At 66.6% G+C, this 15679-nt stretch carries 24 protein-coding genes; 22 read left to right on the top strand and 2 right to left on the bottom strand.

The genetic code is table 11. From position 1 onward, the window contains the following. Positions 1-88: 88 nt before the first annotated feature. The 22 genes from rplN to truA all read left to right on the top strand — a co-directional run bounded on the left by rplN (position 89) and on the right by truA (position 13079). Positions 89-457 carry a 50S ribosomal protein L14 gene (gene rplN, locus IG98_RS0117205; RefSeq protein ID WP_012887841.1) on the top strand — a complete coding sequence of 123 codons (369 nt, stop codon included), beginning with the start codon at positions 89-91 and terminating at the stop codon, positions 455-457. An 8-nt stretch (positions 458-465) separates the two neighbouring features. Then, positions 466-762 carry a 50S ribosomal protein L24 gene (gene rplX / locus IG98_RS0117200; RefSeq protein ID WP_063766231.1) on the top strand — a complete coding sequence of 99 codons (297 nt, stop codon included), beginning with the start codon at positions 466-468 and terminating at the stop codon, positions 760-762. Further along, positions 762-1331 carry a 50S ribosomal protein L5 gene (gene rplE, locus IG98_RS0117195; RefSeq protein ID WP_030912902.1) on the top strand — a complete coding sequence of 190 codons (570 nt, stop codon included), beginning with the start codon at positions 762-764 and terminating at the stop codon, positions 1329-1331. Before rplX ends, rplE begins: the two co-directional genes overlap by 1 nt. Positions 1332-1333: 2 nt before the next feature. Further along, entirely contained in the window at positions 1334-1519 is a 186-nt protein-coding gene (locus tag IG98_RS0117190; protein WP_012887844.1) for a type Z 30S ribosomal protein S14, read from the top strand. Positions 1520-1665: 146 nt separating this feature from the next. Then, a complete protein-coding gene (gene rpsH, locus IG98_RS0117185) occupies positions 1666-2064 on the top strand; it encodes a 30S ribosomal protein S8 (protein ID WP_030912900.1) in 399 nt (132 codons plus the stop codon). A 17-nt stretch (positions 2065-2081) separates the two neighbouring features. After that, the gene (gene rplF / locus IG98_RS0117180; protein WP_030912898.1) at positions 2082-2624 is read left to right on the top strand and encodes a 50S ribosomal protein L6; all 543 of its coding nucleotides are present in this window, start codon (positions 2082-2084) and stop codon (positions 2622-2624) included. A 2-nt stretch (positions 2625-2626) separates the two neighbouring features. Next, positions 2627-3010, top strand: a complete 384-nt coding sequence (rplR, locus tag IG98_RS0117175) for a 50S ribosomal protein L18 (protein ID WP_030912897.1) — start codon at positions 2627-2629, stop codon at positions 3008-3010. 61 nt (positions 3011-3071) lie between these two features. Continuing rightward, the gene (gene rpsE, locus IG98_RS0117170; protein ID WP_030912894.1) at positions 3072-3704 is read left to right on the top strand and encodes a 30S ribosomal protein S5; all 633 of its coding nucleotides are present in this window, start codon (positions 3072-3074) and stop codon (positions 3702-3704) included. A gap of 3 nt (positions 3705-3707) precedes the next feature. After that, on the top strand, positions 3708-3890 hold the full coding sequence (gene rpmD / locus IG98_RS0117165) for a 50S ribosomal protein L30 (protein ID WP_030912892.1): 183 nt from the start codon (positions 3708-3710) through the stop codon (positions 3888-3890). A 2-nt stretch (positions 3891-3892) separates the two neighbouring features. Further along, the gene (rplO, locus tag IG98_RS0117160; protein WP_030912890.1) at positions 3893-4348 is read left to right on the top strand and encodes a 50S ribosomal protein L15; all 456 of its coding nucleotides are present in this window, start codon (positions 3893-3895) and stop codon (positions 4346-4348) included. 179 nt (positions 4349-4527) lie between these two features. Continuing rightward, complete coding sequence (gene secY / locus IG98_RS0117155) at positions 4528-5847, top strand: preprotein translocase subunit SecY (RefSeq protein ID WP_030912888.1); 1320 nt, start codon at positions 4528-4530, stop codon at positions 5845-5847. Then, positions 5847-6497, top strand: a complete 651-nt coding sequence (locus IG98_RS0117150; protein ID WP_030912884.1) for an adenylate kinase — start codon at positions 5847-5849, stop codon at positions 6495-6497. The genes secY and IG98_RS0117150 overlap by 1 nt, the downstream gene beginning before the upstream one ends. A 123-nt stretch (positions 6498-6620) precedes the next feature. Further along, positions 6621-7439: a type I methionyl aminopeptidase gene (gene map / locus IG98_RS0117145; protein ID WP_030912882.1), complete on the top strand. Its 819-nt coding sequence runs from the start codon at positions 6621-6623 to the stop codon at positions 7437-7439. 50 nt (positions 7440-7489) lie between these two features. Then, complete coding sequence (locus tag IG98_RS0117140) at positions 7490-7927, top strand: DUF1707 SHOCT-like domain-containing protein (protein WP_245651596.1); 438 nt, start codon at positions 7490-7492, stop codon at positions 7925-7927. 407 nt (positions 7928-8334) lie between these two features. After that, on the top strand, positions 8335-8556 hold the full coding sequence (infA, locus tag IG98_RS0117135) for a translation initiation factor IF-1 (protein WP_012887858.1): 222 nt from the start codon (positions 8335-8337) through the stop codon (positions 8554-8556). A gap of 23 nt (positions 8557-8579) precedes the next feature. Continuing rightward, positions 8580-8693, top strand: coding sequence for a 50S ribosomal protein L36 (gene rpmJ / locus IG98_RS0117130; RefSeq protein WP_003956441.1), 114 nt, complete (start codon positions 8580-8582; stop codon positions 8691-8693). A gap of 210 nt (positions 8694-8903) precedes the next feature. Beyond that, the gene (gene rpsM, locus IG98_RS0117125) at positions 8904-9284 is read left to right on the top strand and encodes a 30S ribosomal protein S13 (protein WP_012887859.1); all 381 of its coding nucleotides are present in this window, start codon (positions 8904-8906) and stop codon (positions 9282-9284) included. A gap of 45 nt (positions 9285-9329) precedes the next feature. Further along, positions 9330-9734, top strand: coding sequence for a 30S ribosomal protein S11 (gene rpsK, locus IG98_RS0117120; RefSeq protein ID WP_012887860.1), 405 nt, complete (start codon positions 9330-9332; stop codon positions 9732-9734). A gap of 19 nt (positions 9735-9753) precedes the next feature. Then, on the top strand, positions 9754-10380 hold the full coding sequence (gene rpsD, locus IG98_RS0117115; RefSeq protein WP_030912875.1) for a 30S ribosomal protein S4: 627 nt from the start codon (positions 9754-9756) through the stop codon (positions 10378-10380). Positions 10381-10480: 100 nt separating this feature from the next. After that, positions 10481-11497 (top strand): DNA-directed RNA polymerase subunit alpha, encoded by a 1017-nt coding sequence (locus IG98_RS0117110; protein ID WP_030912872.1) that lies wholly within the window; start codon positions 10481-10483, stop codon positions 11495-11497. A gap of 89 nt (positions 11498-11586) precedes the next feature. Further along, positions 11587-12111 (top strand): 50S ribosomal protein L17, encoded by a 525-nt coding sequence (gene rplQ, locus IG98_RS0117105; protein WP_030912871.1) that lies wholly within the window; start codon positions 11587-11589, stop codon positions 12109-12111. Positions 12112-12200: 89 nt separating this feature from the next. After that, positions 12201-13079: a tRNA pseudouridine(38-40) synthase TruA gene (gene truA / locus IG98_RS0117100; protein ID WP_030912870.1), complete on the top strand. Its 879-nt coding sequence runs from the start codon at positions 12201-12203 to the stop codon at positions 13077-13079. Here truA and IG98_RS46965 read toward each other — a convergent pair. Both IG98_RS46965 and IG98_RS0117090 read right to left on the bottom strand, forming a co-directional pair. Next, complete coding sequence (locus IG98_RS46965; protein ID WP_157594374.1) at positions 13069-14781, bottom strand: hypothetical protein; 1713 nt, start codon at positions 14779-14781, stop codon at positions 13069-13071. The genes truA and IG98_RS46965 overlap by 11 nt on opposite strands. A gap of 95 nt (positions 14782-14876) precedes the next feature. Then, on the bottom strand, positions 14877-15620 hold the full coding sequence (locus tag IG98_RS0117090) for a hypothetical protein (protein ID WP_030912867.1): 744 nt from the start codon (positions 15618-15620) through the stop codon (positions 14877-14879). Between the last annotated feature and the right edge of the window lie 59 nt (positions 15621-15679).

The raw sequence follows: 15679 nt of genomic DNA, 5'->3' as shown, positions 1-15679 counted from the left end.
CCAAGGACTGTCGCCGGGGGAAAAAGACCCAGCAGGTTCCGCAAGGCTCACCCACGGGTGAGAACCAGCGAGACAAACAGGAGTACAAGTGATCCAGCAGGAGTCGCGGCTCAAGGTCGCCGACAACACCGGTGCGAAGGAAGTCCTTTGCATCCGTGTGCTCGGTGGCTCGGGCCGGCGCTACGCGGGAATCGGCGACATCATCGTCGCCACTGTCAAGGACGCCATTCCCGGCGGCACCGTGAAGAAGGGCGATGTGGTCAAGGCCGTCATCGTCCGCACTGTCAAGGAGCGCCGCCGGCCCGACGGCTCCTACATCCGCTTCGACGAGAACGCCGCCGTCATCATCAAGGACAGCGGTGACCCCCGGGGCACCCGCATCTTCGGTCCCGTTGGACGTGAGCTGCGTGACAAGAAGTTCATGCGGATCATCTCGCTCGCGCCGGAGGTGTTGTAATGCCGAAGCTGCATGTGAAGAAGGGTGACCTCGTACTGGTCATCGCCGGCAAGGACAAGGGTGCCAAGGGCCGTGTGATCGCCGCCCACCCGCGCGACGAGCGCGTGGTGGTCGAGGGCGTCAACATGGTCAAGAAGCACTCCAAGGAGACCAACCAGGGTCCGCGTGGCGCCAAGACCGGCGGCGTGCAGACCATGGAGGCTCCCATCCACGTGAGCAACGTCAAGAAGCTCAAGGATGACGACAAGCCCGCCAAGAAGGAGTCGGCCAAGGCTGCTTCCGAGGAGACGGGTGAGGACAACTGATGACCGCGAACACTGAAGAGCGGACCCTCCCGCGCCTCAAGCAGCGCTACCGCGAAGAGATCATCGCGAAGCTGAACGAGCAGTTCGGGTTCGAGAACATCATGCTGGTGCCCACCATCACCAAGATCAAGGTGAACATGGGCGTCGGCGAGGCCGCGCGTGACTCGAAGCTCATCGAAGGCGCCGTCCGCGACCTCACCGTGATCACCGGCCAGAAGCCGGCGGTCGTCCGCGCCCGCAAGTCCATCGCCCAGTTCAAGCTGCGCGAGGGCATGCCGATCGGCGCGCACGTCACGCTCCGTGGCGACCGGATGTGGGAGTTCCTCGACCGGCTGCTCTCGCTGGCGCTGCCCCGTATCCGTGACTTCCGCGGTCTGTCGCCCAAGCAGTTCGACGGCAACGGGAACTACACCTTCGGTCTCACCGAGCAGGTCATGTTCCACGAGATCGACCAGGACAAGGTCGACCGTCAGCGGGGTATGGACATCACGGTCGTGACCACCGCTAAGACCGACGACCAGGGCCGGGCGCTGCTGAAGCACCTCGGCTTCCCCTTCAAGGAGGCCTGATCATGGCGAAGACGTCGCTCAAGGTCAAGGCTGCTCGCAAGGCCAAGTTCGAGGTCCGGGCGTACACTCGGTGCTCGCGCTGTGGTCGTCCCCGCGCCGTCTACCGGAAGTTCGGCCTGTGCCGCATCTGCTTCCGTGAGATGGCGCACCGGGGCGAGCTGCCCGGCATCACCAAGTCGAGCTGGTAGCCGTCCGCGCGGTCCCGTGACCATCACGGGCCCGCGCGGGGCACCGGCCACACATAGAAGTTCGTATTCACCGGGCGCTGACTACAAGCGCCCATGACCACACCGAAGGTCCCCAGTGGAAACCGCGGTGAGGAAGGCCACCGGCCATGACGATGACCGACCCGATCGCAGACATGCTGACGCGTCTGCGAAACGCGAACTCGGCGTACCACGACAGCGTGGCGATGCCGTACTCGAAGATCAAGGCGCACATCGCCGAGATCCTCCAGCAGGAGGGTTACATCCAGGCCTGGACCGTCGAAGACGCCAAGGTCGGAAAGAACCTCGTGGTGGAGCTGAAGTTCGGGCCGAGCCGCGAGCGGTCGCTCGCGGGCCTGCGACGGGTTTCCAAGCCCGGCCTGCGGGTCTATGCAAAGAAGGACAACCTGCCCCGAGTCCTGGGTGGACTGGGCGTCGCGATCATTTCGACGTCCGGCGGTCTCATGACGGACAAGCAGGCCGGCAAGCGTGGAGTGGGCGGGGAAGTCCTCGCCTTCGTTTGGTAGAGGGGAGAACGAACAGCATGTCAAGAATCGGACGGCTGCCCATCCCCGTACCGAACGGAGTGGACGTCGCTATCGACGGCCGGGACGTCACGGTCAAGGGCCCCAAGGGCACGCTTTCGCTTACGGTCGCGGAACCCATCGCGATCGCCAAGGGTGAGGACGGAAATCTCTCCGTCACCCGCCCCAACGACGAGAACAAGGTCCGTGCGCTGCACGGCCTGTCCCGCACCCTGGTCGCCAACATGGTGACCGGTGTGACCCAGGGCTACTCGAAGTCCCTGGAGATCGTGGGCGTCGGTTACCGCGTGCAGGCCAAGAGCCCGACTCAGCTTGAGTTCGCTCTGGGCTTCAGCCACCCGGTGATCGTCAACGCCCCCGAGGGTGTCACCTTCCGCGTCGAGAGGCCGACGCTGTTCCACGTGGACGGCATCGACAAGCAGAAGGTCGGCGAGATCGCCGCGAACATCCGTAAGCTGCGCAAGCCCGACCCGTACAAGGGCAAGGGCGTGCGCTACCAGGGTGAAGTTATCCGCCGCAAGGTCGGAAAGGCTGGTAAGTAGGCATGGCTGGCAAGACTGCGTTCGGCAAGCACACGGCCGCCCGCGCCGTCTCGCGGGCCCGCCGCCACGGCCGAGTCCGCAAGAAGGTTGTCGGTACGGCCACACGTCCGCGTCTGGTCGTCAACCGCTCCACGAGGCACCTCTTCGTGCAGATCGTCGACGACGCCCAGGGCCACACGCTGGTGAGCGCCTCCACCATGGACGCCTCCCTGCGCTCGGCCGAGGGCGCCAAGACCGACAAGGCCAAGCAGGTCGGCGAGCTTCTCGCTCAGCGGGCCAAGGCAGCCGGGATCACCGCGGTCGTGTTCGACCGGGGTGGCAACCGCTACGCGGGCCGCATCGCGGCTCTCGCGGACAGCGCCCGCGAAGGTGGACTGGAGTTCTGATGACTCCTTTCACCAGAGCGCAACCGATGGCCCGTCTTACGAATGAGAAGAGGAACCACTAATGGCTGGAGCTCCGCGTCGCGGTGGCGCCGCCGGTGGCGAGCGGCGTGACGGTCGTCGTGACGACCGCCGCGGTGGCAACGCTGACAAGGGCGTCTCGTACATCGAGCGCGTTGTGAAGATCAACCGAGTGGCCAAGGTCGTGAAGGGTGGTCGTCGCTTCAGCTTCACCGCCCTCGTCATCGTCGGTGACGGCAACGGCATGGTCGGTGTCGGCTACGGCAAGGCCAAGGAAGTGCCCGCGGCGATCGCCAAGGGTGTCGAAGAGGCCAAGAAGCACTTCTTCAAGGTGCCCCGTATCCAGGGCACCATCCCGCACATCGTGCAGGGCGAAGAGGCCGCCGGCGTCGTCTTCCTGCGTCCGGCGTCGCCCGGTACCGGCGTCATCGCCGGTGGCCCGGTGCGCGCCGTGCTGGAGTGCGCCGGCATCCACGACGTGCTGTCCAAGTCGCTCGGCTCGGACAACCCGATCAACATCGTGCACGCCACCGTGGCCGCTCTGAAGGGCCTCAGCCGCCCCGAGGAGATCGCGGCCCGCCGTGGCCTGCCGATCGAGGACGTCGCCCCCAAGGCGATGCTCAAGGCTCGCGCCGAGGGTCTCGCGGAGGCCGCGGCGGCGAAGGCGGTGAGCTAGCCCATGGCACGCCTGAAGATTACCCAGGTCCGCTCGAAGATCGGTGGCAAGCAGAAGCAGCGTGACTCGCTGCGCTCGCTCGGTCTTAAGCGAATCGGCGACGTCGTCGTCAAGGAGGACCGCCCGGAGATCCGCGGCATGGTCTCCGTGGTGACGCACCTCGTCACCGTGGAAGAGGTCGACTAGACATGGCAGAGAACACTCCGCTTCGTATCCATCACCTGCGTCCGGCCCCCGGCGCCAACAAGTCGAAGGTCCGCAAGGGCCGCGGCGAGGCGTCCAAGGGCAAGACCTCGGGTCGCGGAACCAAGGGCACGAGGGCCAGGAACACTGTTCCCCTCGGCTTCGAGGGTGGTCAGGTTCCGCTGCAGCGGCGCCTGCCCAAGTTCAAGGGCTTCTCCAACGCCCTGTTCAAGACGACCTACCAGGTCGTCAACCTGGACAGGCTCGGTGAGCTGTTCCCCGACGGTGGCGACGTCACCGTGGAGACGCTGGTCGCCAAGGGCGCGGTTCGCAAGAACCAGCTCGTCAAGGTTCTGGGAACCGGTGACATCTCCGTGGCGTTGAACGTGGAGGCGCACGCCTTCTCCGCCAGTGCCAAGGAGAAGATCGCTGCTGCCGGAGGCTCCGTCTCCGAGCTGTAGGTGTCATCATCACGCGGCGCGGGGGCTCGTAATGGGCCCCCGCGCCCGTAGTGCGTTAGAGTTCGCTGGACAGTGGGCCTCGACTCATTTCCTTGGGCTCATTGACTGGATATGGCAAAGATGGAACACCCCCGCACCATCGCTGACCGACCTCGCCTTTCAGGCGCGCAGGAGGGACCGTGCTGACCGCATTTACCCGAGCGTTCCGTACGCCGGACCTGCGTAAGAAGCTGCTCTTCACTTTGGGCATCATTGCGCTGTTCCGACTTGGGTCGGTCCTGCCGACTCCGGGTGTGCATACCGAGAACATCAGCCGTTGTCTCACCCAGGCGCAGGCGGGGGACGCGGGCAACATCTACGGAATGGTGCAGCTGTTCAGCGGCGGCGCCCTTCTGAAACTTTCAGTGTTCGCCCTCGGCATCATGCCGTACATCACCGCGAGCATCATTCTCCAACTGCTCGTCGTGGTCATTCCGCGCCTGGAGGCCCTCAAGAAGGAGGGGCAGGCCGGACAGACCAAGATCACGCAGTACACGCGTTACCTGACGGTCGGTCTTGCCATCCTGCAGTCGACCGCCTTCGTGGCCCTGGCCCGCGGCGGCCAGCTGTTCCCGCAGTGCCGCGAAGAGATCCTCCTCGACAAGGACAATGTCTTCGCCATCGTCACGATGGTGCTGACCATGACCGCCGGCACCGCCGTCGTCATGTGGCTGGGCGAGCTCGTCACCGACCGTGGCATCGGCAACGGTATGTCCATCCTGATCTTCACTCAGGTCATCGCCGTCTTCCCGTCCGAGCTGCTGAACATCGCCAGGCAGAAGGGCGGCTTCGTCTTCGCCGTGGTCATCGTCGTCGGTATCGCGATGATCGCCCTGGTCGTGATGGTCGAGCAGGCCCAGCGCCGGATCCCGGTGCAGTACGCCAAGCGCATGGTCGGCCGCCGGATGTACGGCGGGACGTCGACCTACATCCCGCTGAAGGTCAACCAGGCCGGCATCATCCCGGTCATCTTCGCCTCCTCGCTGCTCTACCTTCCGCAGCTGATCACGACGCTCTTCACGAACAGCCAGGAAGAGCCGAACAAGATCATCCAGTGGATCTCGCAGGAGTTCGGCGGCGGAGGGACCACCCCGACGTACATGATCACTTTCTTCCTGCTTATTGTGTTCTTCACGTACTTCTACGTGTCGATTACCTTCAACCCCGTTGAAGTCGCTGACAACATGAAGAAGTACGGTGGTTTCATCCCGGGCATCCGCCCGGGGCGCCCGACGGCTGAGTACTTGAACTATGTGCTCACGCGACTCACCGCTCCTGGCGCGCTGTATCTGGGCCTGATCTCCATGGTGCCGATCGTCGCGCTGGCGCTCGTCGGTGCGAGTCAGAACTTCCCGTTCGGAGGGACGAGCATTCTGATCATGGTTGGTGTCGGCCTTGACACCGTGAAGCAGATCGAAAGCCAGCTGCAGCAGCGCAACTATGAAGGCTTCCTGAAATAGTGCGCCTCGTCCTGGTCGGGCCCCCCGGAGCGGGTAAGGGGACACAGGCCCAGTTCATTGCGTCGAACCTGTCGATCCCGAAGATTTCGACAGGTGACATCTTCCGTGCCAACGTCTCGGGCGGCACGGAGCTCGGCAAGCTTGCCAAGGAGTACATGGACCGCGGTGACCTCGTGCCTGATGAGGTCACCATCGCGATGGTCCGCGACCGCCTCGCTGAGAAGGACGCGCAGGACGGTTTCCTGCTCGACGGCTTCCCCAGGAACGTGCCCCAGGCCGAGATCCTGAAGAAGATCCTCGCCGAGTTCGGGTCCGGTCTGGACATCGTTCTGGAGCTCGTGGTCGACGACGAGGAGGTCGTCCGCAGGCTCGCCGGGCGCCGCACCTGTAGCCAGTGCGGCCGTATCTGGCACGTCGACTTCGACGACAAGAAGGACGACATCTGCGACGCCTGCGACGGCCGGCTGTACCAGCGCGACGACGACAAGGAGGAGACCGTCAGGCACCGCCTGGAGGTCTACCAGGAGCAGACCGCCCCCCTGGTCTCCTTCTACGCGGACGAGGGCATCCTTGTCGGAGTCGACGCCACCGGTCCGGTGGAAGAGATCACTCAGCGCGCTATGGAGGCCCTGAGCCCCTTCGTCGGCTAGTGAAGCGATATTCACCTTGCACGCCACCCATGGCTTCCCATGGGTGGCGTGCTGTCATTTAGGGCAGAATCTGGGGAATTGGGCTCCCGGACCGCCCGTTGAACCACCCCAGGGGGTGCGCACGTGTTCAAGAAGAACAAGCACGGAATTCAGATGAAGACGCCCGAGCAGCTGGAGAAGATGCGGGCGGCGGGCCTGGTGGTCGGTCGTACCCTGCAGCTGTTGCGGGAGAGCGTCCAGCCGGGCATGACGCCCCTGGACCTCGATGCGATCGCGGAGAAGGCCATCAGGGGCGAGGGGGCGATCCCCTCCTTCAAGGGCTACCAGGGCTTCCCGGCGACCATCTGCGCGTCGGTCAACCACGAGGTGGTCCACGGCATCCCGGGCGACCGCAGAGCGCTGCGGGAGGGCGACGTCATTTCGATCGACTGCGGCGCCATCCTGGACGGCTGGCACGGCGACTCGGCCATCACGGTCGGTGTCGGTGAGGTGGACCCCAAGCTGACCGAGCTGATGCGGGTCACCGAGGAGGCCATGTGGCGGGGCATCGCCGCGCTCACCGTGGGTCGCCACCTGTCCGATATCGGGCACGAGGTGGAGAAGTACGTCCGCTCCCAGGGGCGCTACGGCATCCCACAGGAGTACGGCGGGCACGGCATCGGCACCGAGATGCACATGGACCCGTGGGTGGCCAACCACGGCAAGCCGGGTCGTGGCCCGCGTTTCGAGGTGGGTATGTGCTTCGCCGTCGAGCCCATGGTCAACCTGGGGACGGACCGGACCAAGGTGCTGGCCGACGACTGGACCGTGGTCACGATCGACGGTAAGGCCTCGGCACACTTCGAACACAGCGTCGCCGTGACACATAATGGACCTTGGGTATTGACCGCCCTTGACGGGGGTAAAGAGCGGCTTGCCGACCTGTTGGGAGACGCGGGCTAGATCGGGCTCGCCGGTGAGCGGATGTGGTTGATATGGCGGCTGGTCCGGATATGCGAGCTTCCGATGGGGACCGCGACAAGGTCGCCTCGGTCCTGCGGGAGCACTACGCGCAGGGCCGTCTGACCACCGAGGAGTTCGACGAGCGCCTCGAACAGCTCTACAGCAGCAAGACGTACGGCGAGCTCGCCGTCCTCACCTCCGACCTTCCCGACGTCGACCTGCGCCGGCTTCCAGAGGCCCCCTCCCGCGCCCCTGAGCGCGCCAAGGGGGGCAAGCCGGACAAGGCGCAGAACAAGGGGCTGGCGGCCGCCTGGGCCGCCTGGGCGACGGCCAGCGGCGTCAACTGGATGATCTGGCTCATCATCGGGGTGACCGGTGGCTTCGACTTCCCCTACCCGTGGCCGCTCTGGGTCATGGGCCCGTGGGGTGTGGTGTTGCTGGTGACGACCGTCCTCGCCGGACTGGGCGGGGACAAGAAGTCCACCTGAGCGGTGGGTCATCGGGGTCTTCCCAGGGTGCGAGCCGCAGCGGGACATCGGGCGGATCCCCGCGGACGGCCTCGATAGGGGCGGTCGTCCGCGGGGATCCGGTCCGACCGGGCCGGAGGAATGCTGGTCTGACCAGGCTGGACATGCCACAATGAGGCTACGGGCATTCGCGCGTCGAGCCGGGCCGTCCATCCCTGAAGGGATCTGCGGTATCCTTTGTAGCGGTTGTGTCAAGGCGCCGGCCGTGTGTTTCGCATTTCCTCGCCCGGTGCCGTACACTCCTTCTTCGGTTCACTATGACCAATGCGCGTCGGCGGTGTCGCAACCGCCGCTCTCATCGAAGCGCTGGGTCGCGGCTGCTTAGTGTTCCGAAGCCTCAGACGACCGATCAGTGAAACGCGAGGGACATGGCCAAGAAAGACGGCGCCATCGAGATCGAGGGCACTGTGGTTGAGTCGCTCCCGAACGCGATGTTCAGGGTGCAACTCGATAACGGCCATAAGGTCCTGGCCCACATCAGCGGGCGGATGCGGATGCACTACATCCGGATCCTTCCTGACGACAGGGTTGTCGTCGAACTGAGCCCCTACGACCTCAGTCGTGGGCGGATCGTCTACCGATACAAGTAAGCGTCTGAGGGACGAATAGGACTATGAAGGTCAAGCCGAGCGTCAAGAAGATCTGTGACAAGTGCAAGGTGATTCGCCGGCACGGTCGCGTCATGGTGATCTGCGACAACCTGCGCCACAAGCAGCGCCAGGGCTAGTCGTTCCAACAGGCCTCACGAGAGTCCGTTCCTAAGAGGCGGGCTCGACCCGTGTGAGGCTTTCAAGGTAATCGCGTTTCACACCTGCGCAGGCGGCTCACGTCGTACCCCGCAGGAGACCCCCGGTCGGAGGCCGGGGCCCTCACCCCGGGCATGGGGAGGGGAAGTGAGGCGTAGGACCTCCGCCACAACGAAGGAGAATGCCCGACCATGGCTCGCCTGGTTGGCGTCGACCTCCCCCGCGACAAGCGGCTGGAGATCGCTCTCACCTACATTTTCGGGATCGGCCGCACGCGCGCGCTCGAAACCCTCAAGGCCACCGGTGTGAACGGCGACCTCCGCGTTCACCAGCTCACGGACGAGGAACTCGTCCCGCTGCGCGACTACATCGAGGCGAACTACAAGATCGAGGGTGACCTCCGTCGCGAAGTTCAGGCCGACATCCGTCGCAAGATCGAGATTCAGTGCTACCAGGGCATTCGGCACCGCCGTGGCCTTCCTGTGCACGGTCAGCGCACGCAGACCAACGCACGCACCCGTAAGGGCAAGAAGAAGACCGTGGCCGGCAAGAAGAAGCCCGGTAAGAAGTAGTCCGCGTAGCCGCAGGACCGAAGACCTCAGGAGTGAAGGCAAAGAATGCCTCCTAAGAGCCGCCAGGGTGCACCGAAGAAGGTGCGCCGCAAGGAAAAGAAGAACGTCGCTCATGGGCACGCCCACATCAAGAGCACGTTCAACAACACGATCGTTTCGATCACCGACCCGAGTGGGAACGTGATCTCCTGGGCCAGCGCCGGCCACGTCGGGTTCAAGGGCTCTCGCAAGTCCACCCCGTTCGCCGCGCAGATGGCCGCGGAGAACGCCGCCCGCCGCGCCATGGAGCACGGCATGCGCAAGGTTGACGTCTTCGTCAAGGGCCCCGGCTCCGGTCGTGAGACCGCGATCCGCTCGCTGCAGGCGACCGGTCTTGAGGTCGGGTCCATCCAGGACGTCACCCCAGTGCCGCACAACGGCTGCCGTCCGCCCAAGCGCCGGCGCGTCTGAGCCCAGGAGAAGATAGAAAATGGCTCGTTACACGGGTGCGGACTGCAAGCTCTGCCGCAGGGAGAAGACCAAGCTCTTCCTCAAGGGCAAGAAGTGCGAGTCCGCGAAGTGCCCCATCGAGATCCGTCCTTACCCGCCGGGTGAGCACGGCCGCGGCCGTCCCAAGGAGTCTGAGTACCAGCTCCAGCTTCGTGAGAAGCAGAAGACCCGCCGCATCTACGGCGTCCTCGAGAAGCAGTTCCACAACTACTACGAGGAAGCCAACCGCAAGACCGGCAAGACCGGCGAGAACCTCCTCCAGATCCTGGAGAGCCGTCTCGACAACGTGGTCTACCGTGCCGGTTTCGCCGAGTCGCGCGACGCCGCCCGCCAGCAGGTCCGTCACGGCCACATCCTGGTGAACGGCAAGAAGGTCGACATCCCGTCGTACCGGGTGCGCGAGCACGACATCGTCGAGGTCCGCGAGAAGTCGCGCAACCTCCTGCCCTACGAGGTGGCCCGCGCCACCGCCGGTGACAAGACGTACCCGGCGTGGCTCGGCGTCGTCCCGGACGCGCTGCGCGTCCTGGTCCACCAGCTCCCGGTCCGTCAGCAGATTGACACCCAGGTCCAGGAGCAGTTGATCGTCGAGCTCTACTCCAAGTAGCGGCTCCTGTAGGTGCCGTGCGGCCAATCGCCGCACGGCACCTATGCTGTTGTTCGAGTGGCGTCAAATAGCGGGCGCCGCCATGCAAGGGAGATTTCACATGCTGATCGCTCAGCGTCCCTCCCTCCTCGAAGAGTCGATCGAGGAGACCCGGTCCAAGTTCATCATCGAGCCGCTGGAGCCGGGATTCGGCTACACCATCGGTAACTCGCTGCGGCGCACGCTGCTGTCGTCCATTCCGGGCGCGGCGGTCACCAGCATCCGCATCGAGGGCGTGCTGCACGAGTTCACCACCGTGCCGGGCGTCAAGGAGGATGTCACCGACATCATCCTGAACCTCAAGGACCTGGTCGTCTCCTCCGAGCACGACGAGCCGGTGGTGATGTACCTGCGCAAGCAGGGCCCCGGTGACGTCACCGCCGCCGACATCGCGCCCCCGGCCGGTGTCGAGGTGCACAACCCCGAGCTGCGCATCGCCACCCTGAACGGGAAGGCGAAGCTGGAGATGGAGCTGACCGTCGAGCGCGGTCGCGGTTACGTCTCCGCCGCGCAGAACAAGCAGCCGGGCCAGGAGATCGGTCGCATCCCGATCGACTCCATCTACTCCCCGGTGCTCAAGGTCACCTACAAGGTCGAGGCGACCCGTGTCGAGCAGCGCACCGACTTCGACCGTCTGATCCTGGACGTCGAGACCAAGCCGTGCATGAAGCCCCGCGACGCGGTGGCCTCCGCGGGCAAGACCCTCGTCGAGCTGTTCGGCCTCGCCCGCGAGCTGAACGTCGAGGCCGAGGGCATCGACATCGGCCCGTCGCCGACGGACGCGGCCCTGGCCGCCGACCTGGCGCTGCCGATCGAGGAGCTGAACCTCACGGTCCGCTCCTACAACTGCCTGAAGCGCGAGGGCATCCACACCGTGGGTGAGCTCGTGGCGCGCAGCGAGCAGGACCTCCTCGACATAAGGAATTTCGGTGCGAAGTCCATCGAAGAGGTCAAGCAGAAGCTGCACGAGATGACGCTCGCGCTCAAGGACTCCCCGCCCGGGTTCGACCCGAGCGCGGTGGCCGGTGGCGGCTACGACGACGACGACAGCGCCTACGTCGAGACCGAGCAGTACTGATTTTTCAATAACGGGGATCGTGCGCGACTCCCCGGCCCGACCCCGGTACCTCGTACGGCCGGGGCGGGTTTACTCCCAAGGAGAACGTTATGCCTAGGCCCACCAAGGGTGCCCGTCTCGGCGGCAGCCCGGCCCACGAGCGGCTGATCCTGGCGAACCTCGCCACCCAGCTGTTCCAGCACGGCCGGATCAAGACCACCGAGGCCAAGGCGAAGCGTCTGCGGCCGCTGGCGGAGAAGCTGATCACCAAGGCGAAGAAGGGCGACATGCACAACCGTCGCCAGGTGCTGACGGTCGTCAGGGACAAGGGTGTCGTCCACCACCTCTTCACCGAGATCGCCTCGACCTTCGCCGAGCGTCCCGGTGGTTACACCCGGATCACCAAGGTCGGCCTCCGTAAGGGCGACGCCGCCCCCATGGCCGTGATCGAGCTGGTGTCCGAGCCGCTGAACACGGTCCGCGTCGGCCAGGCCCAGGCCGCCAAGGCCGCCCCGGCCCCCAAGGCTGAGGAGGCCAAGGCCGAGAGCGCCGAGGAGCCGAAGGCCGCCGAGGAGACCGCCGAGGCGACCGAGGCTCCCGCCGAGGAGACCGAGGCCAAGAAGGACAACGCCTGATCTCTCAGGCCCAGTGAACGGGCCCGGCACTCCCCGCACCGGGATGCCGGGCCCTTTCCGTTCTCCGAGAGTCTTTCGAGAGGAACATCGTGGTGCGGCTGAGGCTGGATCTCGCCTATGACGGGACCGATTTCTCCGGCTGGGCCAAGCAGCCGGGACGGCGTACGGTCCAGGGGGAGATCGAGGAGGCGCTCGGCAGGATCCTCCGGCTTCCCGAGCCTCCGGCGCTGACCGTGGCGGGGCGGACCGACGCGGGTGTGCACGCCCGCGGTCAGGTTGCCCATGTCGACCTGGACGCCGGCGCGCTCGGCGCGCTGGACAGCCGCAACCGCCGCGGGGCGCCCGCGTGGGAGCCCGGATCGGTCGAGGAGCTCGACGAGAGGCTCTCTGCCACGCGCAGGAGGCTTGCCGGAGTCCTGCCCCCAGATGTACGGGTACATCGCGTCACGGTGGCTTCTGAAGGCTTTGACGCGAGGTTCTCGGCACTGTCAAGGCGGTACGCCTACCGGATCTCCGACGCCCCCGGCGGCGTCGACCCGCTCCGCCGCCGCGAGATCGTCTGGTACAACCGGCCCCTGGACGTGGACAGGCTCAACGCGGCGGCCGCGGGTCTCCTCGGTGAGCACGACTTCGCCGCGTTCTGTAAGAGGCGTGAGGGCGCGACCACGATCCGCGAGCTGCAGCGGCTCGACTGGGTCCGCGAGGACGGGCTCATCGTGGCCACGGTCGTGGCCGACGCCTTCTGCCACTCCATGGTCCGGGCGCTCGTCGGGTCGCTGTTGCCCGTCGGTGAGGGCAGGCTCGCGGTCGAGTGGCCGGAAGGGGTGCTGTCGCGGGCCGTACGGGACTCGGGGGTGCACGTCGCGCCCGCGCACGGGCTCTGCCTTGAGGAGGTGCGCTACCCCGGCGCCGAGGAGCTCGCCAGGCGGGCCGCGGAGACCCGCCGGGTGCGGACGCTCAGTTCGTGACGCGGCGTTCCACGACCTTCGCGGTCTGGTCGCGGAAGGCACCGCTGATCTTGCCCAGGGCCTTCTCCTTGGCCGTCGGTGTATGGCCGTCACTGTAGGTGGCGTAGCTGAACACGATGTAGCGGCCCCACACCATCCCGGCCGCGTAGCCGCCCGCGATGTGCACCCGCTCACCTCCCGTGCCGGCGGCCGAGGGCAGGCCGCGGAACCAGAGGTTGCGCTCCAGGTCCTTGGCCCGGTCGGCGGCGACCGCGGACTCGCGGGTGGGAAGCACGGCGATCCCGGTGGTCACGGCGTACCTGCGCTTGCTGTCCACATACGTGGCCCGCAGCACCCGGCGGCACTCCTGGCTGCGCAGGGTGCCGGCGAACCTGCCGGTCGCGGCCTTCTGGCACTGCTCGGTGAGGTTGGTCTTGACCCGGGTGAACGTCGTCCCGGCCACGGACACCTTCTTGACGAAGGCGTCGGCCACGCTCATCTTGCCCGGGTCGGTCTTCTCGGAGTTGAGCATCGTGGTGTTGATCGGCTCGGGCTCACTGGTGATGTCCAGTTTGTCGGTGGGGTCGATCTTTCCCGGACCGAGGATCGGATCCGCCGCGTTCGCTGCCTGCTTGGCGTTGAACGACTGGTAGGCGAAGAAGGCCCCGATGCCGATGCCGACCACCACGACCGCGACCACGGCCGCGAGCAGCGTCGTGCCGGCCCTGCCCCGGGTGGGCGGTGGGGGAGCGGGAGGCGGCTCGGGGGTGAACGCGGAGAGCGGGGTGAACGCCCCGCGCGTCGCCGCGGGGTCGCTCGGGGGTGCCGTCGGCTCGCTCGCGGATGAGGACGCCACCGGCGGGGGAGGGAAGGCTGGGAGCGGGAACGGCGGGGTGACCGCCGGGGCGCCGCTGGGCGGGGTCACCTGCTCCGCGGGGGTGAAGAGCGGTGCGGGCGGGCCGGAGGCGGCCGGCAGGGGAGGTGTCCGGACGGGAGCGGTCCGCTCGGTGGCCGGCAGCGGCACCTGCGAGATCGGCTCCGGCTCGATGGCCACGGGTCGCGCGACGGGTTGCGTGACGGGTGCGGGCATCGGGGGCCGAGCCGCCGGTTCGGACCGGTCGCTGTCCCCCAGGACGTCCTGGGGGTCGTCCTGGGAGGGGGCGGGAGTCTGGGGTGGTGGGTCCTGGGGGGCGAGGGGGACCTGCCGGGGCGAGGTGGCGCGGACGTCGGCCGTCTTCTCATTCCCGCCCCCCTCCTGGAAGACCGCGTCCGGTGGCCAGACGGCGACGTCGCCGGGTTCTCCCGGGCGGGCGACGGGCTCCTCCTGGTCTGTCCACACCGGCTCGCCGGTCGCGGCGGGCCAGGGAGCCTCCTGCCCGGACGAGGGCCAGACCTGCATGCCCGCGGCGGCGGCGGTGAAGGCCGGAGGCGGGTGCCAGGGAGGTGCTCCCGGCACGATGGGCGCGGTGGACAGTGGCGGGCCGTCCTCCGGCTGGGCGTACCAGTCGTAGGGAGCTCCGTCGTCACCGGGGACCGTCCATGGCTGGGCCGCACCAGGATCCGCCTCCGGCCACGGAGAAGGACTGCCGGGCTGCTCATCACCTGTGAGATCGGTCCGCGGCACGTGGGGCGAGGGCTGGCCGAAACTCGGCGGCGGCGTCGCCGGTGTCGCCGAACCCTCGGCTTCATGTCGGTGCTCGGACCCGGATTCCTGGCCACGCATACGCGGCAGCCTAGCGACAGAAGAGAGATCGTCATGCGGGTATGGCCGTATCGTCTGCCGGATTCATGCCTGAAAGCGGCAGTATGGCCCCATGCTCAGGGCCGCTTGCCGGTCAGCGAACGCGACTCCAGCGCGGGGGTGACGGTCGCGTCCGCCGCTCCGAAGGCCGCCTGGTTCAGTTGCTTGACCTCCTTCTTCTTCGGCAGGTGCCCGTCTTTGTACTGGAACCAGACCATTACCGCGTAGTGTCCATGGCGCCACTCGCCAACGAAAGCCTCGCCGGTTCCGAGAAGTTTGGTGACCTTATCCTTACCTGGAAGCGGTTTGATGTACTCTTCCCGCTCCTTGCCCGAACTGGCCGAGACGACCTTGGCCGCCCCCGCGGACGTCTTGAGGTTGGCGACTCCGACGGTTCCGATGATCTTCCCCGAGGTGTCGCGGAAGCTGGCACGCAGGAGCTGGGTGCACTTGGCGGCGGTGAGGGCCTTCTGGAGCTTGGCTCCCACCACGGCCTCGCCGCACTTCTTGTCCGTCCTGCGGGTGGTCATCAGATAGCTCTTCCCGCCGATCCGCACTTTCCTGTGCTTGAACACCTCGTTCAGGGTGAGGGCGTACGGGTCGGTGGCGCGGGAGGAGGCGAGGCCGAACTTGCCGTTCGCGATGTTGACGGGCGGTACGAGGGGGGCGGCGGCCGAGGGAGTCGCCGCCCCGGGCACCGCGGGGTCGGAGTTGGCCAGCATGGCCAGGCCGACGCCCCCGGCGATCAGCGCGGCGAGCGCGCCGAGCGCGATGAAGATCGGGCGGCGCGAGCGGGGGCCCTCGTCGTACGGGCTCCACATCTCCTTCCGCGGTTGTTCCTGCGTCGGGGGAGCCTGCACAGGTGGCGCCTGCACAGGTG

It is taken from the genome of Streptosporangium amethystogenes (assembly GCF_000721075.1).
Taxonomy (GTDB): Bacteria; Actinomycetota; Actinomycetes; order Streptosporangiales; family Streptosporangiaceae; genus Streptosporangium; species Streptosporangium amethystogenes.
The sequence above is the reverse complement of the archived record's forward strand: the minus strand, read 5'-3'. Positions and strand labels throughout refer to the sequence as shown.

Bases quoted from the DNA above. Each gene is read 5' to 3' on its own strand.
- rplE (WP_030912902.1), top strand. From the start codon at position 762: ATGACCGCGAACACTGAAGAGCGGACCCTCCCGCGCCTCAAGCAGCGC.
- IG98_RS0117190 (WP_012887844.1), top strand. From the start codon at position 1,334: ATGGCGAAGACGTCGCTCAAGGTCAAGGCTGCTCGCAAGGCCAAGTTC.
- rpsH (WP_030912900.1), top strand. From the start codon at position 1,666: ATGACGATGACCGACCCGATCGCAGACATGCTGACGCGTCTGCGAAAC.
- rplF (WP_030912898.1), top strand. From the start codon at position 2,082: ATGTCAAGAATCGGACGGCTGCCCATCCCCGTACCGAACGGAGTGGAC.
- rplR (WP_030912897.1), top strand. From the start codon at position 2,627: ATGGCTGGCAAGACTGCGTTCGGCAAGCACACGGCCGCCCGCGCCGTC.
- rpsE (WP_030912894.1), top strand. From the start codon at position 3,072: ATGGCTGGAGCTCCGCGTCGCGGTGGCGCCGCCGGTGGCGAGCGGCGT.
- rpmD (WP_030912892.1), top strand. From the start codon at position 3,708: ATGGCACGCCTGAAGATTACCCAGGTCCGCTCGAAGATCGGTGGCAAG.
- rplO (WP_030912890.1), top strand. From the start codon at position 3,893: ATGGCAGAGAACACTCCGCTTCGTATCCATCACCTGCGTCCGGCCCCC.
- IG98_RS0117140 (WP_245651596.1), top strand. From the start codon at position 7,490: ATGCGAGCTTCCGATGGGGACCGCGACAAGGTCGCCTCGGTCCTGCGG.
- infA (WP_012887858.1), top strand. From the start codon at position 8,335: ATGGCCAAGAAAGACGGCGCCATCGAGATCGAGGGCACTGTGGTTGAG.
- rpmJ (WP_003956441.1), top strand. From the start codon at position 8,580: ATGAAGGTCAAGCCGAGCGTCAAGAAGATCTGTGACAAGTGCAAGGTG.
- rpsM (WP_012887859.1), top strand. From the start codon at position 8,904: ATGGCTCGCCTGGTTGGCGTCGACCTCCCCCGCGACAAGCGGCTGGAG.
- rpsK (WP_012887860.1), top strand. From the start codon at position 9,330: ATGCCTCCTAAGAGCCGCCAGGGTGCACCGAAGAAGGTGCGCCGCAAG.
- rpsD (WP_030912875.1), top strand. From the start codon at position 9,754: ATGGCTCGTTACACGGGTGCGGACTGCAAGCTCTGCCGCAGGGAGAAG.
- IG98_RS0117110 (WP_030912872.1), top strand. From the start codon at position 10,481: ATGCTGATCGCTCAGCGTCCCTCCCTCCTCGAAGAGTCGATCGAGGAG.
- rplQ (WP_030912871.1), top strand. From the start codon at position 11,587: ATGCCTAGGCCCACCAAGGGTGCCCGTCTCGGCGGCAGCCCGGCCCAC.
- IG98_RS46965 (WP_157594374.1), bottom strand. From the start codon at position 14,781: ATGCGTGGCCAGGAATCCGGGTCCGAGCACCGACATGAAGCCGAGGGT.
- IG98_RS0117090 (WP_030912867.1), bottom strand. From the start codon at position 15,620: ATGTGGAGCCCGTACGACGAGGGCCCCCGCTCGCGCCGCCCGATCTTC.